The sequence below is a fragment of the Streptomyces sp. NPDC047061 genome, from assembly GCF_040643955.1.
GTDB lineage: Bacteria > Actinomycetota > Actinomycetes > Streptomycetales > Streptomycetaceae > Streptomyces.
Genome location: NZ_JBEYVI010000007.1, coordinates 85,827 through 107,778 on the forward strand (window position 1 = coordinate 85,827; position 21,952 = coordinate 107,778).

A 21,952-nucleotide genomic window follows, 5' to 3' on the forward strand; every position below is an offset into this window, starting at 1 on the left:
GACCTCCGGGGAAGCCGCTCAGTCGGTACCGGGCTGGACCATCCGGAAGAAGGCGCGGGCACCGGCGCGCCGCACGGACTGCCGCAGCCGCGCGGGAAGCGGACGGGCGGGAGCCGGGGCGGGGGCGCCGGTCGCCAGGCGTGGGAAGAGCGCCTCGGCGTTGCCGCGGTCGACGGCCGCGAGGGTGCCGGGGTCGACCCCGCCGTCCAGCCCGTTGGCGAAGTACTGGCCCGCCGCGGCCGGCGCGAACGGCCAGTCGCTGCCGAACAGGACGTGCCCGGGCCGGGCGAAGGCGAGCAGCGTGGGCAGGGCGGCCGGGCTGGAGGACAGCGCCGTGTCGAAGTAGAAGCCGCGGAGGTCGTCCAGGATGTCCAGGGGGCTGCGCCCGGTGTCGGCCGCGAGGGCGACGGCCATGCGGTGGGAGGCGTACGGCACGAAACCGCCCGCGTGGCTGAGGACGAACCGGATGTGCGGGTACCGGCGCACGACACCGTTGCGGACCAGGAGGTAGGCGGCACGGGTGGTGTCGAGGAGGAAGTCGGCGGCGAACGGCGGGATCCCGTCCACCGCGGGTCCGGGCAGCTCGGCCGGGTGGACGAACGCGACGGCCCCGTGCTCGTCCAGGACCCGCCACAGGGCGTCCTGGCCGGCGGCCCCGAGGTAGTCGCCGCCGGTGTTGGCGAGCAGGGTGACGCCGTCGGCGCCGAGCTCGGCGAGCGTGCGCTCGGCCTCCTCGGCGGCAGCGGCGGCGTCCGGCAGGGGCAGGGTGGCGAACCAGCCGAAGCGGCCCGGGTGCGCGGCGGCGAGCGCGGCGGAGAAGTCGTTCAGCCGCCGGGCCAGGGCGGCGGCCTCGCCGGGGTCGGCGAGGAAGCCGGTGCCCGGGGTGGAGACCGACAGGATCGCCGTCTCGGTGCCGAGCAGATCCATCAGCTCCAGCGCCGCCTCGGGACTCCACGCGGGCAGCGCCCGGCCGCCCGCCTCGATGATCCCGCGCCCGGCCAGGGCGTCCCGGTAGAAGGGCGGGACCAGGTGCTGGTGGACGTCGATCCGGCGCGAGGCACTGGTCATGGGGCTGCTCTTCCCGTCGTGACGGCACGGGGCCGCCTACTGACGGCCTACTTACCGTAGCGCTGATTACAATTGGAGTAAACGCTACAGCAATGAGCTCACGAGGGCGTGGTGGCTGTGGGCCCCTGGGAGGGTGAGGGGTGGATTCCTCGCTCGCGCAAGCGCCCCGAAGGGGCGCGGGGCTGCATGGCATGTGCGGCTCACTCAAGCGCCCCAAAGGGGCGCGGGGAACTGCGCGACCAGCCCCCACGGCGCCGCAGGCGAACGACGGCGCATCGCGGCGATACCGGCGGAGCCCCTAGCTCAACGGCCTGCCCGCGTCGTCCGTCGCCGCGAGGATGCGGCGGCCGATCTCGTGCAACTGCCGGACCTGGGACCGGGTCAGCGGGTCGAGGACCGTCCGCCGTACGGTCGCCACGTGCCCGGGCGCCGAGTCGACGACCTTCTCCCAGCCGGCGTCCGTCAGCGTCGCCACGGTGAAGCGGACGTTGTCCGGGTCCGGCTCCCGGCGCAGCCAGCCCCGGTCCTCGAGCCGCTTGGCGACGTGGGAGAGCCGGGACAGCGAGCCGTTCGCGAACATCGCCAGCTCGCTCATCCGCAGGGTGCGGCCGGGTGCCTCGGAGAGTCCCGACAGCACCTGGTACTCGAAGTGACTGATCCCCGCGTCCCGCTGCAACTGCGCGTCCAGCTCCGCCGGCAGCCGGACCAGCACCCCGGCAGGGACGAGCCAGCACTGCGTCTCGTCATCCGTCAGCCAGCGAGGCTCGGGAGTCTCCATGGGAAGAGGCTGGCTTGACGGCTCAACTGTCCATACCCATGGGTAGGTTATCGCTCAAGGGTCTGACCAGCCCGGCTTGCCTTGCGAAGGACCTTCACGTCCCGGCCGGTCACTGCCTGTTCAGCCACGTCGTGGACGGACGGGCAGTTATTGAGGGGCGAACGGCCGCGGTCCGGGCGGATCGCGGGGTCCGGCACCGCCGAAGGTGTTACCGATGGTTACGTCGTACCTGGCGGCGGCGGGTGCGAGGGTCGGCGTGCCGTGGGCGGATCGGGCAGGAGAAGATCGTCCGTGACCCACGTGTCCACCCGATCCCGGAAGGAACCGACGAGATCATGCGCCTCATCGTGGCCCGCGGCCCGGCGGAGGTGTCCGGATGACCGGCGCCGAGCAACACGTCCTGCTGCACGTCGACGGACGGGCCGCGCACATCACGCTCAACCGGCCGCAGGCCATCAACGCGCTGACGCACGCGATGGTGCGCCGCATCGACGAGGCGCTCACCGCCTGGGAGCACGACCCGGCCGTCGAGACCGTCGTCATCACCGGCGCGGGGGAGCGCGGCCTCTGCGCGGGCGGCGACATCCGCGCTGTCCACGACGACGCCCGCGACGGCGACGGGTCGGCCGCGGCCGCGTTCTGGCGGGACGAGTACCACCTCAACGCCCGCATCGCCCGGTACCCGAAGCCGTACGTCGCCCTGATGGACGGCATCGTGATGGGCGGCGGGGTCGGTGTCTCGGCCCACGGCAGCGTCCGGATCGCCACCGAGCGGTCCCGGATCGCCATGCCCGAGACCGGGATCGGCTTCGTGCCCGACGTCGGCGGCACCTACCTGCTCGGCCGCGCGCCCGGCGAACTCGGCACCCATCTCGCCCTGACCGGCGCCCAGATCGGCGCCGCCGACGCGATGCTGTGCGGACTCGCCGACCACTACATGCCCTCCGGCTCGCTCCGGGCGTTCGTCGCCGACCTCGCCACCCTGCCCGTGCCCGAGGCGCTCGCCCGGCAGGTCCGGCAGGCGCCGGACGGGGAGTTGGCCGGGCACCGGGCGTGGATCGACGCCTGCTACCCGGCCGACACGGTCGAGGAGATCGTCCAGCGGCTGTTCGCGCACGGCGACCCGGCGGCGAAGGAGGCCGCGGACACCCTGCTCACCCGGTCGCCCACCTCGCTGAAGGTCACGCTGCAGGCGCTGCGCCGGGCCCGGCAACTCGGCTCCCTGGAACGGGTCCTGGACCAGGAGTACCGCGTCTCCTGCGCGACCCTCGCGAGCCCCGACCTGGTGGAGGGCATCCGCGCCCAGGTCGTCGACAAGGACCGCGCCCCGCACTGGTCCCCGGCGACCCTCGCCGAGGTCACCGACGCCGACGTCGACCGCTTCTTCGCCCCGCTCGGCGACCGCGAACTGGGCCTCGCCCCACCCGCCTGAACCGTCCCACCAGCCGCCCACCAGGCGCGAGATGAAGATCACGCCTGGTGACGCGGTCTTGGCCGTGCCCCTGACACGCGGTACGGTCTGTCCGATATCGACGACGGCGAGACGGAAGCCGGTGGAAATCCGGCACGGTCGCGCCACTGTATGCAAGAGCTCCAGGGCTGTTTGTGAGTCAGACCCGTGGCCGTCGTCCTGTGCACCACCGAGATGGGACGCGAACTCCCAGAGGAGGTCCTGCCATGGCGCAGACCGTCGCTCCGCCGACAGCCAACACCCCCGCCGTTCCCGCCAAGCTGCCGCTGTCCGCGATAGCTCCCTGGGCGGTCTTCTTCGGCATCCTGATGCTGGTCCTGCTCTACTTCGTCGGCGCCGAACAGGGCGCCACCTCCGTGTTCAGCGGCACGGACGTCCACGAGTGGGTGCACGACGCCCGCCACCTGCTCGGCTTCCCCTGCCACTGACGCGAGGGACGCCGTACCACCCATGAACTCCGCAACGGTCCGTAACCTCCTGGTGCGGGGCATGCTCGCCGGCCTGGCCGCCGGTCTGCTCGCCCTCGTCGTCGCCTACCTGCTCGGTGAGCCGAACGTCGACAAGGCGATCGGCTTCGAGGACGCCCACTCGCACGAGCACGAGATGGCGGTCGTCTCCCGCTCCCTGCAGTCCACCGCCGGCCTGGCCACCGGTGTCCTGGTCTACGGGGTCGCCTTCGGCGGCATCGCCGCCCTGGCCTACTCCTTCGCCCTCGGCCGTGTCGGCCGCTTCTCGCCGCGGGCGACGGCACTGCTGCTGTCCGGCTGCGCACTTGCGGTCGTCTACGTGGTGCCGTTCCTGAAGTACCCGGCCAACCCGCCGTCGGTGGGCGACCCGGACACCATCGGCAAGCGGACCACGCTGTACTTCCTGATGATGGTGCTCAGCGTGCTCCTCGCGGTCGCCGCCACCATCCTCGGCAAGCGGCTCCGGCCGCGGCTGGGCAGCTGGTGGGCGACCGTCCTCGCGGTGGTCGCGTTCGGTGTCCTCGTCGGGCTGGCGTACCAGTTCCTGCCGGTCGTCAACGAGGTGCCGAACGACTTCCCGGCCACCCTGCTGTGGCGGTTCCGGCTCTCGGCGCTCGCCATCCAGGTGGTGCTGTGGGGCGGATTCGGCCTGCTGTTCGGCGAGTTGGCCGACCGTGTCCTCAACCCGAGGCCGGCGAAGGCGCCGGCCGCCGCCCGCACGGTGCCCGCTCCGCACTGACCCGCGGTGCGGCACACCGAACGACACGAGAGGGCCCCCGGAACCGTCCGGGGGCCCTCCCGCGTTTTCCGGATCGGAAACCGTCGACCGGTGTCCGTGGACCCGTGCGTGTGCTGCCGTGCGCGATCAATGCCCGCGGACCGCCGTATCCTGCGGGCCGTGACGGTGACTTATGTACTGGACGGCAGCGGGATCAGGACCCTGGAGGACTTCTGGCGGGTGATCGGCGAGGCGGTCAACGGGCCCGGCGGCTACTTCGGCCGCAACCTCGACGCGTTCGTCGACTGTCTCCGGGGCGGCTTCGGCACGCCCGAGGACGGCGACTTCGTCTTCGAGTGGCGCGACCACGAGACGTCCCGTGCGCACCTGGGCCATGCGGAGACCGCCCGCCAGCTGGAGCTCCGGCTCGCCCGCTGCCACCCGACCAACCGTGCCGACGTCGCGGCGAAGCTGGCCGAGGCCCGCGCCGGACGCGGGGCCACCGTCTTCGACTGGCTGGTCGAGATCTTCGAGGAGCGGGCCCCGGACACGGTACGTCTGCTGTGAACCCGCCGTGAACCCGCCGTGTCTTCGGCGCGCGGCCGGTGCCGCACTCGCGCCCGCGGCCGCTGACAAGGAAAGATGGGCGGCGAGCGATCGATCAACGACTGCGGAGGAAGTGGACTCATGCCGCATGAGCGAGCGGGCCGGCCGGCGGCTCCGGAGGACCTCGTCGACGTGGCCCGGCTGGTCACGGCCTACTACGCACTGCACCCCGACCCGTCCGACCCGGGCCAGCGGGTGGCGTTCGGCACCTCGGGCCACCGCGGATCGTCGCTGACGACCGCCTTCAACGAGGACCACATCGCCGCCACCAGCCAGGCCATCTGCGAGTACCGCGGCGGCCAGGGCACCGACGGCCCCCTCTTCCTCGGAGCCGACACCCACGCCCTGTCCGAGCCCGCCAAGGTCACCGCCCTGGAGGTCTTCGCGGCCAACGGCGTGACCGTCCTGATCGACAGCGCCGACGGCTACACCCCCACCCCCGCCGTCTCGCACGCCATCCTCACCCACAACCGGGGCCGTACGACCGGCCTCGCGGACGGCGTCGTGGTGACCCCCTCGCACAACCCGCCCGCCGACGGCGGCTTCAAGTACAACCCGCCCAGCGGCGGCCCCGCCGCCTCCGACGCCACCTCCTGGATCCAGGACCGCGCCAACCAGATCATCGCGGACGGGATGAAGGACGTACAGCGGATCCCGTACGAGCACGCGCTCGCCGCGCCTGCCACCGGCCGGTACGACTTCATGGGCACCTACGTCGACGACCTGCCCAGCGTCCTCGACCTCGACGCGGTCCGGGCCTCCGGACTGCGCATCGGCGCCGACCCGCTCGGCGGCGCCTCCGTCGCCTACTGGGGCCGGATCGCCGAACGGCACGGGCTCGACCTGACCGTGGTCAACCCGTACACCGACCCCACCTGGCGGTTCATGACGCTGGACTGGGACGGCAAGATCCGCATGGACTGCTCGTCGCCGTACGCGATGGCCTCGCTCATCGAGAAGCGGGAGGAGTTCAGGGTCGCCACCGGCAACGACGCCGACGCCGACCGGCACGGCATCGTCACCCGCGACGCCGGCCTGATGAACCCCAACCACTACCTTGCCGTCGCCATCTCCTACCTCTACCGCCACCGCGAGCAGTGGGCGGCGAGCGCCGGCATCGGCAAGACCCTCGTCTCGTCCTCGATGATCGACCGGGTCGCCGCCGACCTCGGCCGCCAACTGGTCGAGGTCCCCGTCGGGTTCAAGTGGTTCGTGGACGGACTGGTCAGCGGGGCGATCGGGTTCGGCGGCGAGGAGTCCGCCGGTGCCTCCTTCCTGCGCCGGGACGGCTCGGTGTGGACCACCGACAAGGACGGCATCCTGCTCGCCCTGCTCGCCTCCGAGATCACGGCCGTGACGGACAGGACCCCGTCCGAGCACTACGCCGACCTCACCGCCCGCTTCGGCGAGCCCGCCTACGCCCGCATCGACGCCCCGGCGACCCGCGAGGAGAAGGCCCTCCTGGCCAAGCTCTCCCCGGCCCAGGTCACCGCCGAGACCCTGGCGGGGGAGCCGGTCACCGCCGTCCTCACCGAGGCCCCGGGCAACGGCGCGGCGATCGGCGGCATCAAGGTGACGACGGAGAACGCCTGGTTCGCGGCCCGCCCGTCCGGCACCGAGGACGTCTACAAGATCTACGCCGAGTCCTTCCAGGGCCCCGACCACCTGGCCCGGGTCCAGGAGGAGGCCAAGGCGGTGGTGATGGCCGCGCTCGGCAGCTGACGCCCCGGGCGGCGCGGTCAGGTCGCGAGGGTGCGGCGGCGTGCCCTGGCCTCGGCCAGGTCCGCCGCCGCCCGGCGGGCGTCCGCCGCGAGGTGGGCCGATCCCCAGGCGTGCGCGGTGCGTTCGGCCAGCGCGTAGCCCTCGGCCGCCGCCCGGTCCTCACCGAGGAGCCGGTGCAGGTCGGCGAGGGCGTGCGCGAGCGGACGGCTCGCGTACACCGCGCCCGCCGCGCCCGCCAGCTGGTCCCGCAGCGGGAGCAGGTGCCCGAGCAGGGCGGCCGCCGAGTCGTGGTCCCGGTGGAGCACGGCGAGCTGGGCACGGAAGTCGAGCTCCAGGCCGTAGAGATGGTCCTGCAGCGGCTCCGGGGCCACGGGCACGGCCAGGGCCTCGTCGAGTCGGCCCAGCCGGGCCAGGACCAGCGCCTGCGCCACCGCGACCGGGGCACCCGCGGACTCGTACACGGCACGGACCACCGGTTCGATCTCGGCCACCCGGCCCTGGACGAACCGCATGGTGATCACCGCCAGCGTGCGCAACCCGGTCGCGTGATGGGCGCCCACCCGCTGCAACAGGGTGTCCGCCTCCGCGTAGGCGGCCTCCGCCGCCTCGAAGCGCCCGGCCACGGTGGCCAGCATCGCGGAGGTCGCGGCGCTGAGCCCCTGCGCCCACACCATGCGGTAACGGCGGGCGAGGACCAGCCCCTCCGCGGTGTGCCGCTGCACGGCCGCCGGGTCGTTGCGGGCGGCGGCGGTCATCGAGTCCAGGTTCTCGCAGATCCACCGGTAGGCGGGCAGGTCGTGGGCGTGGGCGAGGTCGCGCAGTTCGGCGGTGAGCTGCGATCGGGTGGCGGCCCGGGTCTCGTGCGGCAGCAACCGCGCCGAGGTCATCAACGCGGCCGCCATCAGCGGGGCTTCGCCGTCGGCACGGGCGAGCGCCAGCTGGACGTGGGACGCCTGCAGGGCCCGCGGCGGATCCTCGGCGGCGACCGCGTCGACGAGGGCCTGCAGCACCCGGGCCCGGGTCGGGCCGTCGAGGCCGGGATCGGCCGCGAGCCGTTCCAGGCGGGCCAACGCGGTCCGGTCGTACGGTCCTTCGAGCCGGCTGCGCCAGGCCGCGGGCTCGGTCCACGCCCCGTACACGGCCGCGACCAGGTCGCCCCGGTCGGCCTGTTCGGCGAGTTCCACCGCACGCTGCCGGGTGCGCCGGGCCGCGTCCGTGGCGCCGGTCCGCACCTGCGCGCCCAGCAGCCGTACCAGCAGCTCGATCAGCCGGTCGGGCGGGGCGTCGTCGCCGGTGGTCGCGGTATGGGTGTCGATCGCCTGCTGGATCAGGGTGACGGCGACGTCGTGGGCGTAGCGCCGCTCGGCGGCCTCGGCGGCCCGCAGCGCGTAGTCGACGGCGAGCGGCGCGTCGGCCGCGCTGCCGGAACGGGCGAAGTGGTGGGCCAGAGCCGCGAGTTCGGCGGGGTGGTGGTGGCGCAGGAGGCGCGCGACGCGGGCGTGCAGCCGGGAGCGTCGGGCGCCGGACAGGTCGGCGTAGACGGTGTCGCGGACCAGGGCGTGCACGAACCGGACACGGCCCGGCCCGGGTTCGGCGAGCAGCCCGGCGGCCAGCGCCGCGTCCAGGCCCTCCAGCACCTGCTCCTCGTCCGCCTCGGCGGCGTCGACGAGCAGCGCCACCTCGGCCTCCAGTCCCAGTACGGCGGTGAGCTGTACGACGGACCGGGCGGCGGCGGGCAGCAGGGCCAGGCGACGGCGCAGCACGTCACGCACGCCCTGGGGGACCTCGGAGACCGCGACCAGGGCGCCTTCGTCGGCGAGGAGACGGGCGCTCTCCAGCACGTAGAACGGATTGCCGCCGGTGCGCTCGGCCAGCGCCGCCACGGTCGCCGGATCCACGGGCTCCCCGCAGACGGCGTCGACGAGGGTGGCGGTGTCCTCCGGGGTCAGGCCGCCCAGCGCGATCCGGTGCGGGGCGGCCGGGGCGAGCTGGGCGAGGGTCTTGAGGAGGTGCTCGTCGACCTCGGTGGGCCGGTAACCGGCGACCGTGAGCAGGGGCACCCCGGTGACGGCGGCCGCCGCCTCGACCAGCGCGAGGGTCTCGGCATCCGCCCGGTGCAGATCCTCCAGCAGGACGGCGAGGGGCGCCCGGGAGGCCGCGTCGCGCAGCCAGGCGGCGAAGGCGCGGTGCATGCGGAAGCGGCCGGCGGTGGCCTCGTCCTGGGCCGGGGCGGCCGTGCTCTCCGGCTCCCGCAGCAGCACCGCCAGCTCCTCCGGGCGGGCCGGGGGCACCTCGCGGGCGAGCGCGCCGAGCGCCTCCACCCAGGCCCAGGCGGGCGGTGCGCCCTCGTATTCGGGGCAGCGCCCGATCACGACCCGCCAGCCCGCCTCCCGCAGCCGGGCGGCGGCCCGGTCGAGGAACGCGGTCTTGCCCGCCCCGGCCGCACCCGTGACCAGCACGAGGCCGCCCGCCCGGTGAGCGGCCCGGGCGGCTCCGTCCAGGCTCCGCAGTTCCGGGTCCCGGCCGACGAACAGACCGCGCCCGGTGCGTGTGGAGAGTTCGGCGGCGGGCTCGGGCACCGCCGCACGCAGCACGTCGAGCCGCCCGTTGAGCACGGCATGCTCCAGCTCCCGCAGGGCGGGCCCCGGATCGCAGCCGAGCTCGGCGCGCAGGACGTCGGTGGCGCGGCGCAGCGCGGCGAGGGCGTCCGCCCGCCGGTTGCAGGCCCAGTGGGCGAGGGCGAGCAGCCGCCAGCCCTCCTCGCGCAGCGGGCTGTCCCGGACGAGCGCCCCGGCGTCGGCGGCGGCCTGTGCCGCCCGGCCGGTGCGCAGGTCCGCGGCCACGGCGAGCTCCCGGGCCTCCGCGCGCAGCCCGGCCAGCCGGGCCACCTCGACGCCGGCCCACTCCTCGTCCGCGTGCTCGGCGAAGGCCGGTCCCCGCCACCAGCCCAGCGCCTCGGCGAGCAGCCGCCGGGCCTCCTCGGGCGGGGCGGTGCGGGCACGGCCGACCCAGGTCTCGAACCGCCAGGCGTCCACCGCGTCCCCGGCCAGCCGCAGGGCGTACCCGGGCGCCGCGGTGACCAGGACGGTGGCCGGGGCCCGCGGCGGCCGCCCCGGTTCCAGCGTCCGGCGCAGGTTGGACAGATAGGCGTGCAGCGACACGGCGGCCTTGGCCGGCGGCTCGCCCCGCCACAGGGCGTCCGTCATCCGGTCGACGGGTACGACACCGCCGCGGGCGGCGATCAGCAGCGCCAGCACAGCACGCTGCCGGGGAGCACCCAACTCGACGGGTGTCCCGGCGACTTCGGCACCCAGCGGACCCAGGACTCGCAAACACAGCACGGCGCGGGAATCTACCCGAGAGCTGCGTCGATCCTGTCAACAGACGTTGAACGCGCACTGGACGCGCCCGCCGGCCCGGCTGCCGGCCCACCGCCAAGCCGGTCGCCAAGCGGACGCCAAGAGGGGTGGGGAACGGTCGGCGGCTGACGTGCACATATCGGATCGTTGGAGCAGGAAAGCGTGTCCCTCAACAGCAGTAACGGCGCCTCCGCCACGGCGGAGCGTCCTCATACCCACGAAATGGTCGTGGTCCACCGGGTTTTCCGCCGCGAGTCGGCGCTGCTGCCCCGGCTGGTGCGCGCCGTGCCCGACGGCGACCCGGCCCGTGCGGCGCAGGTCGCCGCGGCCCTGCGCGACTACACCCTCGGCCTGCACCACCATCACCACGCCGAGGACGAGCTGATCTGGCCGCTGCTGCGGGCCAGGGCCGCGCACGACGAGGCGCTGGTGGCGCGGATGGCGGAGCAGCACGAGGCGATCGACCGCACCCTGGCGGCGGTCACCGAGTGGCTGCCCCTGTGGGAGCGGGCCGGAGACCGCATCACCGGCGAGGAGTTGGCGCTGGCGCTGGACGCGCACCGCGTCGCGCTCCTGGAGCACCTCGACGAGGAGGAGCGCTCGGTGCTGCCGCTGATCGCCGAGCACCTGACCGTCCCGGAATGGGAACTGGTCGGGCAGCGCGGCCTGGAAGGGCTCCCCAAGAACAAACGCCTGCTGGCCCTCGGCGCGATCCTGGAGGAGGCCACCCCCGAGGAGAGCGCCTTCTTCCTGGGCAAGGCCCCGCTGCTCGGCCGCCTGCTCTGGCAGGTCGTCGGCCGCCGCCAGTACGCTGCCTACTGCCGGACCATGCGCGCCCCGCTGGACGGAGAGTAGACCATGGCCCTCCTCGACTCCGCCCCGCTCGACGTCCTGGACGCCTACCGGACCTGCGAGTTCGCCACCCTGGGCCGGGACGGCACCCCGCTCGCCTGGCCGACGGCCGTGCGCCGCCGCCCGGACGGGACGCTGCTGCTCAGCACCTCCCTCGCGTTCGCGCAGAAGGCGCTGAACATCCGCCGGGACGGCCGCGTCGCCCTGCTCTTCTCCGACCCCACCGGCAGCGGCCTGGAGAAGGCCCCGCAGATATTCGTCGGCGGTCACGCCGACTGCCCCGACGAGATCATGACCGGGCCGCAGGGCGCCGAGGACTACTGGCGGATGCTGTTCGAACGGCAGCCGCACAGCAGGTCGTACGTCACGGCACCGATGCGGCTGATGATGGACTGGTACTATCTGCGGCTGCTGATCACCGTGACCCCCGACCAGGTTGTCGTACGGTCGCCGCTGCCCGCGTCCGAAGCACCCGCGGCGGCGGCCGGTGACCTGGTCGGCGCCGCGCAGCTCGCCCGTTTCCCGACGGCGGTGCTTGCCGCGCGCGACGCAACCGGGGCGCCGGTGCTGGCCCGGACCCGGCCGGTGCCCACCGGCGAGGGGTTCGCCGTGGATGCCCCGGCCGACTGCCCGGCCGTTCCGGGTCCCGCCGCCCTGCTGGTGCACCGGCACGACGAGCGCCTCAACCACATGCACAACGCGCTCGTGCGCGGCGAACTGCGCGAGAGCGGATCCGGGCTTGTGCTGGTCCCCGCCAAGGTGGTGGAGCCGATGGGATCAGGCCGGGTGAGCGACGCGGTGAGCGTGCTCCGCACCACGAAGCGGGCCACCGACCGCTACCTGCACCGGCGCGGCCTGCCCCGGCCACGCGTGCAGTGGTCGGAGTTCAGGACGCTGGCACAGGAGGCGCGGCGGGGCGTCCGTACCTGATCCCGGTGCGCTGCTCCGGGCCGTCTCCGTCGGGACGGCCCGGAGATGTCATGGCTCCCCCCGCCGCCTACACCGACCGGCACTCCGCGAGCCGCTTCTCCAGGAACCTGCGCTCCGCCGCGTTCTCCACCAGGTCCAGGGCCCGCTCGTACGATTCGGCCGCCTCCGGCAGGCGCCCCATGCGGCGCAGCAGGTCGGCGCGGGTCGCGGGCAGCAGGTGGTAGCCGGCCAGGTCGTCCTCCGCCTCCAGCTCCGCCACCAGGGCGAGCCCCGCCTCCCCGCCCTCGGCCATGCCCACGGCGACCGCGCGGTTCAGCCGGACCACCGCCGAGGGGACGTACCGCTGGAGTTCGCCGTAGAGGCCGGCGATGTCGGCCCAGTCGGTGTCGGCGGCGGTCGGCGCGGTGGTGTGGCAGGCTGCGATGGCGGCCTGGACCTGGTACGGGCCGGGGCGGCCCCGGCGCAGCGCCGCGTCCAGGAGCGCGGTGCCCTCGTCGATCTCGGCGCGGTCCCAGGCCGTGCGGTCCTGGTCCTCCAGGGTCACCAGGTCACCGGCCGCGTCCACCCGGGTGTCCCGGCGGGCGTCGTGCAGCAGCAGAAGCGCGAGAAGCCCGACGACCTCCGGTTCGTCGGGCATCAGCCCGGCGAGCAGCCGGGCCAGCCGGATCGCCTCGGCGCACAGGCCGGTCCGGAGCAGGCCGGCACCGGCCGTGGCCGCGTACCCCTCGTTGAACAGCAGGTAGAGCACGCCGAGGACGCCCGTGGTGCGTTCGGGAAGCAGATGTGCGGGCGGCACCCGGTACGGGATGCCGGCGTTGCGGATCTTCCGTTTGGCCCGCACCAGACGCTGCGCCATCGTCGCCTCCGGGACGAGGAAGGCGCGCGCGATCTCGGGCGTGGTCAGCCCGGCGACGGTGCGCAGCGTCAGTGCGACCCGCGCCTCGATGGGCAGCGCCGGGTGGCAGCAGGTGAAGACCAGCCGCAGCCGGTCGTCCGCCACCCCGCTGCCGTCGTCCTCGCCGAAGGGGTCGTACGGGTCGTACGGTCCCTCGTCCCGTGCCGGCACCGCCGCCTCCCGCAGCTTCCGGGCCCCCACCGCCTCCCTGCGCAGCACGTCCAGGGCGCGGTTGCGGGCGGTCGTGGTCAGCCAGGCGCCGGGGCGGTCCGGCACGCCGTCGCGCCGCCATCGCTCCAGCGCCTGGGCGAAGGCGTCCTGCGCGCACTCCTCGGCGAGGTCCCAGTCGCCGGTCACCCGGATCAGGGTGGCGACGACCTGGGCCCACTCCGCGCGGAAGGCGGCGGCGACGGCCTCCTCGACCTCGTCCATGGTGCTCACTCCCAGACCGGCCGGACCTCTACCGAGCCGCCGGCGAGCGCCGCGGGGTGCCGTGCGGCCAGCGCGATCGCCTCGTCGAGGTCGGCGACCTCGACGACGTCGAAGCCCGCGATGTACTCCTTGGTCTCGGCGAACGGCCCGTCGCTCAGCAGCACTTCGTCGCCCTGGACGCGCACGGTGGTCGCGTCGGCGCCGGGCCGCAGCCGGGCACCGCCCCTGACGACGTCCCCGGCACGGACCTCGTGGAGGTACGAGGCGAGGCGCGGGTCCCCGGCGAGCTCGGCGGGGCCGAGCTCCGCACCGCCGCCCACGGGCGCGCAGACGAACAGGACGTACTTCACGACGGCTTCGCCTCCAGGGGCACCGAGACGTGTTCATGGGCGATCACCCAGCTGAAACCGGTGTCCCGGTAGCCGGTGGTCACCCGCACCACCTGGTCCAGGGGCTCCCCGGTCACCCGGGTGCCGTGGAGCCGGACGAGGGCATGGCTGAAGGTGCTGCCCTCCCCGGGACGCACGCGCAGTTCCAGCACCTCGCGGTGCACGGGCCCGCGCAGCGTCGCGAACCACGCCTCGACCGCCTTGCGCAGCGCGCCGATCCCCGCCTGCGCCTCCGCCCCGGCGGGCCCGAAGACCTCCACGTCGGGTGCGTAGCAGGCCGTCATCCGGTCGATGTCCCGGTCGCGGGCGGCCGCCGTCAGCTCGGCGTCGATCCGGCGGACGGCCGTCCCGGCGTCCTCCATGAGCCCCTCGTCCCAGAACGGGCGCACCTCCATGGCGCCGATGGTGGCCACCGGGTGCCCGGCGGCGATCCGCACGGCCTCCTCCAGGCTGTCGCAGTCGACGACGTCGAACCCGGCCACGTACTCCTTCGTCTCCGCGAACGGCCCGTCGGTCCGCAGCACCTCCCCGTCCCGCACCCGCACGGTGACGGCCTGGTCCGGCAGTTGCAGCCGGTGGCCGTACAACCGGGTCCCGCGCCGGACGCCGTGCTCCTCCACCCAGGGTTCGACCGGCGCCATCCCGGACGCGTCGGCAGTGTCGTCGCCGCAGACCAGCAACATGTACTTCATGGTTCCTCCCGGACCTCAAGAGCTTCCTGCACCCCACCGACGAACGGAGCCGGCCGGAATCGACACACCCACGGAACCGGATGCCGACGTTCCCGTCCGCTCCCGCCTCACGACGATTCCCACCGGCCGTGCCCCCGGCCCAGGATGCCGTGCGGGTCGAGGACGATCCCGTCACGGGCCTGCCCCTGGCCGTACATCGAATGACCGCCGGCCCGCGCGGTCTCCGGACGGGTGTCCGGCAGTTCCACGAATCGTGCGGAGACACGGTCCGACGACGTCACGCGGCACGCTCCCAAGAGGCATCGGTCGACACGGGCGGAACCATTTTCGTGCCCCGGCGCACCGGACGGAGTGGGCTTTCCGGGCGGGGGAGGGGCGTCCGGAACGGGCGGGGGCGGGTGGTCCGGCGCAGGACGGTCGGCGAAACGCCGCACGGGTCCTTTCCGGGAGCCGCTGAAGCGGCAAATATGCCGCACCATGGACATTCTGCTCGTCGCAAGCGCGTTCAACAGCCTGTCCCAGCGGGTCTACGCCGAACTGTCCGACCTCGGCCACCGGGTGGACGTCGTCCTCGCCGGCCACGGCCCCGACGCCGTCCGCCGCGCCGTACGGGACCGGCGCCCGGAGCTGATCATCGCGCCGATGCTGAAGACGGCACTCCCCGAGGACGTCTGGCAGCGGCACACCTGCCTGATCGTCCATCCGGGACCGCTCGGCGACCGGGGCCCCTCGTCCCTCGACTGGGCCATCGCCGACGGTGCCGACCGGTGGGGGGTGACCGTGCTGCAGGCCGAGGCGGCCATGGACGCGGGCCCGGTCTGGGCCAGCGAGCCGTTCCCGGTGGCGCCGGTCGGCAAGAGCGACCTCTACCGCAACGAGGCCGCCGACGCCGCCCTCACCGCCGTCCACCGCGCCGTACGCCGGTACGCGGACGGCGCGTACAAACCGCGACCGCAGAGCGACCCCGCCATCCACGGTCAGGTCGTCTGGCGGGACGTCTTCCGGCAGGAGCGGCGGCGGATCGACTGGGCGGCCGACGACACCGCGACGGTGCTGCGCAAGCTGCGCGGAGCCGACTCGCAGCCCGGGGTGCTGGACGAACTCCTCGGCCGGGAGGTGTTCCTGCACGGCGGTCACCCCGAGGACCAACTGCGCGGAGCACCCGGTGAGCTGCTCGCTTCCCGGGCGGGCGCGGTCTGCCGGGCCACCCGCGACGGCGCCGTCTGGATCCCCGAACTGCGCCCCCGCAAGAGCTCCGGCGACCCGGCACCCTTCCGCCGCCCCGCCACCGACGTCCTCGCCGGCCCGGCCCTCCCCGAGAGCCCCGTCCCGCTCGAACTGCCCGCGGACCGCCGCACCTGGACCGACATCCGCTACCGGCGGCACGGCGACGTCGGCCTCGTCACCTTCTCCTTCCCCGGCGGCGCGATGAGCACCGACCACTGCCGGCGCCTGCTCGCCGCCTACCGGTACGCCCTCGACCGGCCCACCCGGGTCCTGGTGCTCGGCGGCCGGCGCGACTTCTTCTCCAACGGCATCCATCTCAACGTCATCGAGGCCGCCCCGGACCCCGCCGAGGAGTCCCGGACCAACCTCGACGCCATGGACGACCTGGTCGAGGCCGTGCTGCGGACCACCGACCGGCTCGTCGTGGCCGCGCTCGGCGGGAACGCGGCGGCCGGCGGCGCCATGCTCGCCCTCGCCGCCGACGAGGTCTGGTGCAGGGCCGGCGCCGTCCTCAACCCGCACTACCGGCGGATGGGCCTGTACGGCTCGGAGTTCTGGACGTACTCGCTGCCGCGCCGCGCCGGCGCGGAGACCGCCCGGCGGCTGACGGAGGAGGCCCGGCCGGTGAGTGCCGCGACGGCCGCCGGGACCGGGCTCGTCGACCGGCTGGTACGGGTGCCCGCGCAGGGGTTCACCGCCGAGGTCGGGCGACTGGCCGCCGAGCTCGCGGGCGCTCCGGATCTCGACCGCCGGATCGCCGCCAAGGCCGCGGCGCGCCGGGCCGACGAGGAGGAACGGCCGCTCGCCGAGTACCGGCGGGACGAACTCGCCCGGATGCACGCCGTGTTCTCCGACCCGGGCGCCGCCTACCACGCGCTGCGCGCCGACTTCGTCCGCAAGGTCCCGGGCGGTGCCCGGTGACGCGGCTGCCGGTGGAGGGCAGGCGGTTGGCGGTGGAGGGCGCGCGGCTGCCGGTGGAGGGCGCGCGGCTGCTGGTTGCGGGCGTGGGCAACATCTTCCTCGGCGACGACGCGTTCGGCCCGGAGGTGATCCGCGCCCTGGAGGAGTGCCCGCTGCCGCCCGGGGTGCGGGTCCGGGACTTCGGCATCCGGGGCATGGACCTGGCCTACACGCTGCTCGACGGCTGGTCGGTGGTCCTGCTCGTGGACGCGGCCGCACGCGGCGAACGCCCGGGCACGCTGTCCCTCGTCGAACCCGAACTCCCCGACGGCCGCGCGGCGGCCCCGCCCGAGGCGCACGGCATGGATCCGGCGAAGGTGCTCGCCCTCGCCGCCCACCTGGGCGAGGAGGCCCTGCCCCGCGTCCTCGTGCTCGCCTGCGAACCCGGGGAGCTGCCGCGCGGCGACGAGGACATCGCGCCCGGGCTCAGCGCACCCGTCCGGGACGCCGTCGAGCAGGCTGTCGCGGCCCTGCACATCCTGGTCCCGGCGTTGCTGGCCGATCACCTGGTCACGCCCGCGTTGGCCCGCCCGGAGGAATCCACGGCCCCCGCCGCGGCCGGTCGCCCGCCGACAGCCGCCACCGGCGCGGAGGATCGCTGAGTGGACGCGCCCGTAAGGGCGCGGGGCTGAGCCGGTGTGCGGCTACCGCCGCGTGGGCGCGACCAGCCCCCACCGGCCCGCAGCGAACGAACGGCACGACCAGCGAAGCGCTTGACGGACCAGGACGCGGACCCACCCCGCTCCGAAGGTCCGTCCCGAACCCAGCGACCGAGGAGCGGAGCACCCATGTGTCAGTCGGAGGAGGTCACCCGGGCCGTCCTGGCCAGGAACGACGGCCTGGCCGCGAGCCTGCGCAGCGATCTGGCGGCGCGCGGGGTGAGTGTGGTGAACCTGCTCTCCAGCCCCGGCAGCGGCAAGACCGAACTGCTCGGCCGGGTGCTGGCCCGCGCGGGGGAGCAGGGCGTCCCCGTCGCCGCCTTCACCGCCGACCTCGCCACCGAGAACGACGCGCGACGTCTGGCCCGCTCGGGGGCGCCGGTCAAGCAGCTGCTCACCGACGGGCTGTGCCACCTGGAGGCCCGGCAGGTCCGCGGCCACCTGGAGGGCTGGCTGCCGCCGGAGACCGCGCTGCTGTTCGTGGAGAACGTCGGCAACCTGGTCTGCCCGGCCTCCTACGACCTCGGCGAGCACCTGCGGATCGTGCTCATGGCGGTGACCGAGGGCGAGGACAAGCCCTCGAAGTACCCCACCGCCTTCGGCTCCGCGCACCTGGTCGTGCTGACGAAGACCGACCTCGCCGGGCCGGCCGGCTTCGACGAGAACGCCTTCGCCGAGCACGTGCGGCGGGTCAACCCCGGGGTGGAGATCGTCCGCTCCTGCGCCCGCACCGGTGAGGGCGTCGACACCGTCCTCGACCGGGTGCTCGCCGCACGGGACGGCGCCCCCGTGCACACGCCGCCGCTCGCCCCGCACCCGCACGGTCACGTCCACGCCCCGACCGCCTCGTGACGGCGCCCACCACGACGGCTGCCGTCCGCCGGCGCATCACGGTGCGCGGGACCGTACAGGGCGTGGGTTTCCGCCCGTACGTCCACCGCCTGGCCGCCGAACTCGCGCTCACCGGGTTCGTCGGCAACACGGCGAGCGGGGTGCTCATCGAGGTCGAGGGGGCGGCGGCCGGCGTCGCACGGTTCTGCGAGCGGCTGGCCGGCGAGCCGCCACCACTGGCCACCGTCACCGCTGTGCGCGTCGAGGAGGTAGCGGTCACCGGGGCGGACCCCGGCTTCACCATCCGCGCCACCGAGCAGTCGGCCCCGGGCCGCACCCTCCTCCCGCCCGACACCGCCACCTGCCCCGAGTGCCTGCGCGAGCTGGCCGATCCGGCCGACCGCCGGCACTGCCACCCCTTCATCACCTGCACCCACTGCGGGCCCCGCTTCACCATCGCCACCGGCATGCCGTACGACCGCGCGGTCACCACCATGTCCGGCTTCCCGATGTGCCCCGGCTGCGCCGGCGAGTACGAGGCCCCGGCCGACCGGCGCTTCCACGCCCAGCCCGTGGCCTGCCGGGAGTGCGGTCCCCGGCTGCGGCTGGTGCCCGCCGCGGGCAGCGGAGTGAGAGCCGCTCGCGACAGTGACGCCCTCTCACGGGCACGAGAACTTCTCGCCGCCGGGCAGATCGTCGCCGTGAAGGGCATCGGCGGCTACCACCTGGCCTGCGACGCCTCCGACGCCCGGGCCGTCGACACCCTGCGCGCCCGCAAGGCGCGCGGCGACAAACCGTTCGCGGTGATGTGCGCGGACGTCGGCGAGGCGGAACGGATCGCCGAGGTCGGGACGGCCGAGCGGGCCGCGCTCACCAGCCCCCGGCGCCCTATCGTCCTCCTCCGCCCCCGCCCCGCCGCCCGGCTCGCGCCCGGCGTCTGTCCCGGCAGCCCGCACCTCGGCGTGCTGCTGCCCTACACCCCCGTCCACACCCTCCTCTTCGGGCTCCCCGGCGACCCGCCCGGCCCCCGCATCCTGGTCATGACCAGCGGCAACCGCTCGGGCGAGCCGATCGTCACGGACGACGACGAGGCGCAGACCCGGCTGTTCGGACTGGCCGACGCCTGGCTGGCCCACGACCGGCCCATCGCCTCGCCGTGCGACGACTCCCTGCTGCGGGTCCGCGCCGACGGCACCGAGCAGGTCCTGCGCCGCTCCCGCGGCTACGTGCCGCGCCCGCTGCGTCTGCCGGTCCCGGTGCGGCCCGCGCTCGCGGTGGGCGGCGACCTCAAGAACGCGCTGTGCGTCGGCGAGGGCGACCTGGCCTGGTTCGGGCCGCACATCGGCGACATGGGCGACCTGGCCACCCTGGAGGCGGCCGTCCGGGCGGAACGGCACGTGTACCGGCTGACCGGGGTGCGCCCCGAACTCGTCGCCGCCGACCGTCACCCGGGCTACCACTCGGCCGCCTGGGCCCGCCGCCGGGCCACCCGACTCGCCCTGGGCAAGCCGGTGTTCGTCCAACACCACCACGCCCACATCGCCTCGGCCATGGCCGAGGCAGGCCTCGACGGCACCACACCCGTCATCGGCGTCGCCTTCGACGGCACCGGCTACGGCGACGACGCCACGGTCTGGGGCGGCGAGCTGCTCGTCGCCGACTACACCGGCTACCGGCGCCTCGCCCACCTCGCCCCGGCCCCGCTGCCCGGCGGCGACGCGGGCGTCGCCAACCCGTGCCGCACCGCACTGGCCCGGCTGTGGGCGGCCGGACTCCCCTGGGACCCCGACCTGCCCAGTGTCGCCGCCTGCTCCCGCGAGGAACTCCGGCTGCTTGCAAGGCAGTTGCCGAGCCAGGTCGGCTGCGTGGCCACCTCCAGCATGGGGCGCCTCTTCGACGCCGTGTCCTCCCTCGCGGGCGTGTGCCACCGTGCCGGGTACGAGGCCCAGGCCGCCCTGGAACTGGAGGCCCAGGCCTGCGCGGCCTGGGGCGAGGAGACGGCCGGATACCTCTTCGGCGACCGCTTCGACCCGGCCCCCGCGCTGCGCGCGATCATCGCCGACCTGCGGCGCGGCACCCCGGTGCCGGTGATCGCGGCCCGCTTCCACCGCGGGGTCGCCCGGGCCGTCCTGGACCTCTGCCACGGCGCACGCCGGGCCACCGGACTGACCACCGTCGCGCTCACCGGAGGCGTGTTCGCCAACGCGCTCCTGGAGGACGCGAGCACGGACCTGCTGCGCGGCGCCGGATTCACGGTCCTGCGGCACGGCGAAGTCCCGCCGAACGACGGCGGACTGGCCCTCGGGCAACTGGTGGTCGCGGCCCACGGACGACGACCGGACAGCGACCGGACAGCGACCCGACGACGACCCGACGACGACCGACGTAGGGCAGTCAGCGACGAGACGGAGTGACCCATGTGTTTGGCAGTGCCCGGCAGAGTCGTGAGCATCGACCGCGCCGCCGATCCGCTCACCGGCCTGGTCGATTTCGGCGGGGTGCAGAAGCAGGCGTGCCTGGAGTACGTCTCGGACGTCGAGGTCGGCGAGTACGTCATCGTCCATGTGGGCTTCGCCCTGCAGCGACTTGACGAGGAGTCGGCCCTGGCCTCCCTGAAGCTCTTCGAGGAACTGGGGCTCCTGGAGGAGGAGTTCGGCGACGCCTGGCAGCAGGCGGCCCGGCAGTCCGAGTCCGAGTCCGAGGGGAGCGAAACCCGGTGAAGTACCTCGACGAGTTCAACGACCCCCAGCTGGCCCGCCGGCTGTTGGACGAGATCCGGGCCACCGTCACCCGGCCCTGGGCCCTGATGGAGGTGTGCGGCGGCCAGACCCACTCGATCATCCGGCACGGCATCGACCAACTCCTCCCAGAGGAGGTCGAGTTGATCCACGGGCCGGGCTGCCCGGTCTGTGTCACCCCGCTGGAGTGCATCGACAAGGCGCTGGAGATCGCCGCCCGCCCCGACGTGATCTTCTGCTCGTTCGGCGACATGCTCCGTGTCCCCGGCACCGACCGGGACCTGTTCCGGGTCAAGGGCGCCGGCGGAGACGTCCGCGTGGTCTACTCACCGCTCGACGCGCTCCAACTGGCCCGGCGCCACCCGGAGAAGCAGGTGGTGTTCTTCGCGATCGGCTTCGAGACCACCGCCCCCGCCAACGCCATGGCCGTCCACCAGGCCAAGCGCCTCGGCCTGGCCAACTTCACCCTTCTGGTCTCCCATGTCCGGGTCCCCCCGGCGATCGAGGCGATCATGACCGCCCCCGCCTGCCGGGTGCAGGGCTTCCTGGCCGCCGGGCACGTGTGCAGCGTGATGGGCATGGCCGAGTACCCCGAACTCGCCGAACGGCACCGGGTCCCCGTCGTCGTCACCGGCTTCGAACCGCTCGACATCCTGGAGGGCATCCGCCGCACGGTCGGGCAGCTGGAGCGCGGCGAGCACCGGGTGGAGAACGCCTACGCCCGTGCCGTGCGTGCCGACGGCAACCCGGCCGCCATCCGCATGATCGAGGAGGTCTTCGAGGTCACCGACCGGAACTGGCGCGGCATCGGCCGCATCCCCGGCAGCGGCTGGCGGCTGAGCGAGGTCTACCGCGACTTCGACGCCGAGCACCGCTTCGACGTCACCGGCATCCGCACCGAGGAACCAGCCGAGTGCCGAGCCGGCGAAGTCCTCCAAGGACTCATCAAACCCACCGACTGCGCGGCCTTCGGCACCACCTGCACCCCGCGCACCCCGCTCGGCGCCACCATGGTCTCCAGCGAGGGTGCCTGCGCCGCCTACTACCTGTACCGCCGGATGTCCGAACCGGCGCTCCCGCGCGAGGAGATGAACCCCGTTGGCTGAGCAGACCGTCGTCGACCCCGCGAACTGGAGCTGCCCGGCGCCGATCCGCGAC

The 21,952-nt window shown here is 74.3% G+C and carries 20 protein-coding genes, 1 pseudogene and 1 riboswitch; of the genes and pseudogenes, 14 read left to right on the forward strand and 7 right to left on the reverse strand.

What is annotated here, in order from left to right:
• Positions 1-18: 18 nt before the first annotated feature.
• Together ABZ887_RS13815 and ABZ887_RS13820 are read right to left on the reverse strand one after the other, a co-directional pair.
• A complete protein-coding gene (locus tag ABZ887_RS13815; RefSeq protein WP_361287603.1) occupies positions 19-1,068 on the reverse strand; it encodes an amidohydrolase family protein in 1,050 nt (349 codons plus the stop codon).
• 298 nt (positions 1,069-1,366) lie between these two features.
• Positions 1,367-1,846: a MarR family transcriptional regulator gene (locus ABZ887_RS13820; RefSeq protein WP_361287606.1), complete on the reverse strand. Its 480-nt coding sequence runs from the start codon at positions 1,844-1,846 to the stop codon at positions 1,367-1,369.
• A gap of 272 nt (positions 1,847-2,118) precedes the next feature.
• On the opposite strand from ABZ887_RS13820, the pseudogene ABZ887_RS13825 reads away from it, so the two are divergent.
• The 6 genes and pseudogenes from ABZ887_RS13825 to pgm all read left to right on the forward strand — a co-directional run.
• Positions 2,119-2,226, forward strand: a pseudogene (locus ABZ887_RS13825) (acyl-CoA dehydrogenase family protein); the annotation flags it as partial.
• Positions 2,223-3,278 (forward strand): enoyl-CoA hydratase/isomerase family protein, encoded by a 1,056-nt coding sequence (locus ABZ887_RS13830; RefSeq protein WP_361287609.1) that lies wholly within the window; start codon positions 2,223-2,225, stop codon positions 3,276-3,278. The pseudogene ABZ887_RS13825 and the gene ABZ887_RS13830, both read left to right, overlap by 4 nt.
• A 67-nt stretch (positions 3,279-3,345) precedes the next feature.
• A riboswitch (cobalamin riboswitch) is annotated at positions 3,346-3,487 on the forward strand.
• A 36-nt stretch (positions 3,488-3,523) separates the two neighbouring features.
• The gene (locus tag ABZ887_RS13835; protein ID WP_351960613.1) at positions 3,524-3,745 is read left to right on the forward strand and encodes a CbtB-domain containing protein; all 222 of its coding nucleotides are present in this window, start codon (positions 3,524-3,526) and stop codon (positions 3,743-3,745) included.
• Positions 3,746-3,767: 22 nt separating this feature from the next.
• The gene (locus ABZ887_RS13840) at positions 3,768-4,523 is read left to right on the forward strand and encodes a CbtA family protein (RefSeq protein ID WP_361287612.1); all 756 of its coding nucleotides are present in this window, start codon (positions 3,768-3,770) and stop codon (positions 4,521-4,523) included.
• Positions 4,524-4,682: 159 nt separating this feature from the next.
• A complete protein-coding gene (locus tag ABZ887_RS13845; protein WP_361287615.1) occupies positions 4,683-5,069 on the forward strand; it encodes a barstar family protein in 387 nt (128 codons plus the stop codon).
• A 120-nt stretch (positions 5,070-5,189) separates the two neighbouring features.
• A complete protein-coding gene (pgm, locus tag ABZ887_RS13850; RefSeq protein WP_361287618.1) occupies positions 5,190-6,830 on the forward strand; it encodes a phosphoglucomutase (alpha-D-glucose-1,6-bisphosphate-dependent) in 1,641 nt (546 codons plus the stop codon).
• Between the two features lie 17 nt (positions 6,831-6,847).
• Here the strand turns inward: pgm and ABZ887_RS13855 are convergent, their stop codons facing one another.
• Complete coding sequence (locus ABZ887_RS13855; RefSeq protein ID WP_361287621.1) at positions 6,848-10,171, reverse strand: BTAD domain-containing putative transcriptional regulator; 3,324 nt, start codon at positions 10,169-10,171, stop codon at positions 6,848-6,850.
• A 240-nt stretch (positions 10,172-10,411) separates the two neighbouring features.
• On the opposite strand from ABZ887_RS13855, the gene ABZ887_RS13860 reads away from it, so the two are divergent.
• On the forward strand, positions 10,412-11,044 hold the full coding sequence (locus ABZ887_RS13860; protein ID WP_361288025.1) for a hemerythrin domain-containing protein: 633 nt from the start codon (positions 10,412-10,414) through the stop codon (positions 11,042-11,044).
• 3 nt (positions 11,045-11,047) lie between these two features.
• A complete protein-coding gene (locus ABZ887_RS13865; RefSeq protein WP_361287624.1) occupies positions 11,048-11,971 on the forward strand; it encodes a pyridoxamine 5'-phosphate oxidase family protein in 924 nt (307 codons plus the stop codon).
• Between the two features lie 67 nt (positions 11,972-12,038).
• Here the strand turns inward: ABZ887_RS13865 and ABZ887_RS13870 are convergent, their stop codons facing one another.
• The 4 genes from ABZ887_RS13870 to ABZ887_RS13885 all read right to left on the reverse strand — a co-directional run bounded on the left by ABZ887_RS13870 (position 12,039) and on the right by ABZ887_RS13885 (position 14,660).
• Positions 12,039-13,298, reverse strand: a complete 1,260-nt coding sequence (locus ABZ887_RS13870) for an RNA polymerase sigma factor (protein ID WP_361287627.1) — start codon at positions 13,296-13,298, stop codon at positions 12,039-12,041.
• A 5-nt stretch (positions 13,299-13,303) separates the two neighbouring features.
• Positions 13,304-13,648: a YciI family protein gene (locus tag ABZ887_RS13875; RefSeq protein ID WP_361287630.1), complete on the reverse strand. Its 345-nt coding sequence runs from the start codon at positions 13,646-13,648 to the stop codon at positions 13,304-13,306.
• On the reverse strand, positions 13,645-14,379 hold the full coding sequence (locus ABZ887_RS13880) for a nuclear transport factor 2 family protein (RefSeq protein ID WP_361287633.1): 735 nt from the start codon (positions 14,377-14,379) through the stop codon (positions 13,645-13,647). The genes ABZ887_RS13875 and ABZ887_RS13880 overlap by 4 nt, the downstream gene beginning before the upstream one ends.
• Positions 14,380-14,486: 107 nt before the next feature.
• On the reverse strand, positions 14,487-14,660 hold the full coding sequence (locus ABZ887_RS13885; RefSeq protein WP_361287636.1) for a hypothetical protein: 174 nt from the start codon (positions 14,658-14,660) through the stop codon (positions 14,487-14,489).
• A 196-nt stretch (positions 14,661-14,856) separates the two neighbouring features.
• Here ABZ887_RS13885 and ABZ887_RS13890 point away from each other — a divergent pair, with 196 nt between their 5' ends.
• The 6 genes from ABZ887_RS13890 (at position 14,857) to hypD (ending at position 21,900) form a co-directional block, all read left to right on the forward strand.
• Positions 14,857-16,527, forward strand: a complete 1,671-nt coding sequence (locus ABZ887_RS13890; protein WP_361287639.1) for an enoyl-CoA hydratase-related protein — start codon at positions 14,857-14,859, stop codon at positions 16,525-16,527.
• 47 nt (positions 16,528-16,574) lie between these two features.
• Positions 16,575-17,168: a hydrogenase maturation protease gene (locus ABZ887_RS13895; protein ID WP_361288028.1), complete on the forward strand. Its 594-nt coding sequence runs from the start codon at positions 16,575-16,577 to the stop codon at positions 17,166-17,168.
• 186 nt (positions 17,169-17,354) lie between these two features.
• The gene (gene hypB, locus ABZ887_RS13900) at positions 17,355-18,077 is read left to right on the forward strand and encodes a hydrogenase nickel incorporation protein HypB (RefSeq protein WP_361287642.1); all 723 of its coding nucleotides are present in this window, start codon (positions 17,355-17,357) and stop codon (positions 18,075-18,077) included.
• On the forward strand, positions 18,074-20,470 hold the full coding sequence (hypF, locus tag ABZ887_RS13905) for a carbamoyltransferase HypF (protein WP_361287646.1): 2,397 nt from the start codon (positions 18,074-18,076) through the stop codon (positions 20,468-20,470). Before hypB ends, hypF begins: the two co-directional genes overlap by 4 nt.
• A gap of 3 nt (positions 20,471-20,473) precedes the next feature.
• Positions 20,474-20,776 (forward strand): HypC/HybG/HupF family hydrogenase formation chaperone, encoded by a 303-nt coding sequence (locus tag ABZ887_RS13910; protein ID WP_361287649.1) that lies wholly within the window; start codon positions 20,474-20,476, stop codon positions 20,774-20,776.
• Complete coding sequence (gene hypD / locus ABZ887_RS13915) at positions 20,773-21,900, forward strand: hydrogenase formation protein HypD (protein WP_361287652.1); 1,128 nt, start codon at positions 20,773-20,775, stop codon at positions 21,898-21,900. Before ABZ887_RS13910 ends, hypD begins: the two co-directional genes overlap by 4 nt.
• Positions 21,901-21,952: the final 52 nt, after the last annotated feature.

What these genes read in the sequence shown, in the direction of transcription:
- ABZ887_RS13840 (WP_361287612.1), top strand. Translation starts at nt 3,768, where the DNA reads ATGAACTCCGCAACGGTCCGTAACCTCCTGGTGCGGGGCATGCTCGCC.
- ABZ887_RS13870 (WP_361287627.1), bottom strand. Translation starts at nt 13,298, where the DNA reads ATGGACGAGGTCGAGGAGGCCGTCGCCGCCGCCTTCCGCGCGGAGTGG.
- pgm (WP_361287618.1), top strand. Translation starts at nt 5,190, where the DNA reads ATGCCGCATGAGCGAGCGGGCCGGCCGGCGGCTCCGGAGGACCTCGTC.
- ABZ887_RS13910 (WP_361287649.1), top strand. Translation starts at nt 20,474, where the DNA reads ATGTGTTTGGCAGTGCCCGGCAGAGTCGTGAGCATCGACCGCGCCGCC.
- ABZ887_RS13815 (WP_361287603.1), bottom strand. Translation starts at nt 1,068, where the DNA reads ATGACCAGTGCCTCGCGCCGGATCGACGTCCACCAGCACCTGGTCCCG.
- ABZ887_RS13830 (WP_361287609.1), top strand. Translation starts at nt 2,223, where the DNA reads ATGACCGGCGCCGAGCAACACGTCCTGCTGCACGTCGACGGACGGGCC.
- hypB (WP_361287642.1), top strand. Translation starts at nt 17,355, where the DNA reads ATGTGTCAGTCGGAGGAGGTCACCCGGGCCGTCCTGGCCAGGAACGAC.
- ABZ887_RS13880 (WP_361287633.1), bottom strand. Translation starts at nt 14,379, where the DNA reads ATGAAGTACATGTTGCTGGTCTGCGGCGACGACACTGCCGACGCGTCC.
- ABZ887_RS13865 (WP_361287624.1), top strand. Translation starts at nt 11,048, where the DNA reads ATGGCCCTCCTCGACTCCGCCCCGCTCGACGTCCTGGACGCCTACCGG.
- ABZ887_RS13835 (WP_351960613.1), top strand. Translation starts at nt 3,524, where the DNA reads ATGGCGCAGACCGTCGCTCCGCCGACAGCCAACACCCCCGCCGTTCCC.
- ABZ887_RS13820 (WP_361287606.1), bottom strand. Translation starts at nt 1,846, where the DNA reads ATGGAGACTCCCGAGCCTCGCTGGCTGACGGATGACGAGACGCAGTGC.
- ABZ887_RS13890 (WP_361287639.1), top strand. Translation starts at nt 14,857, where the DNA reads ATGGACATTCTGCTCGTCGCAAGCGCGTTCAACAGCCTGTCCCAGCGG.
- ABZ887_RS13860 (WP_361288025.1), top strand. Translation starts at nt 10,412, where the DNA reads ATGGTCGTGGTCCACCGGGTTTTCCGCCGCGAGTCGGCGCTGCTGCCC.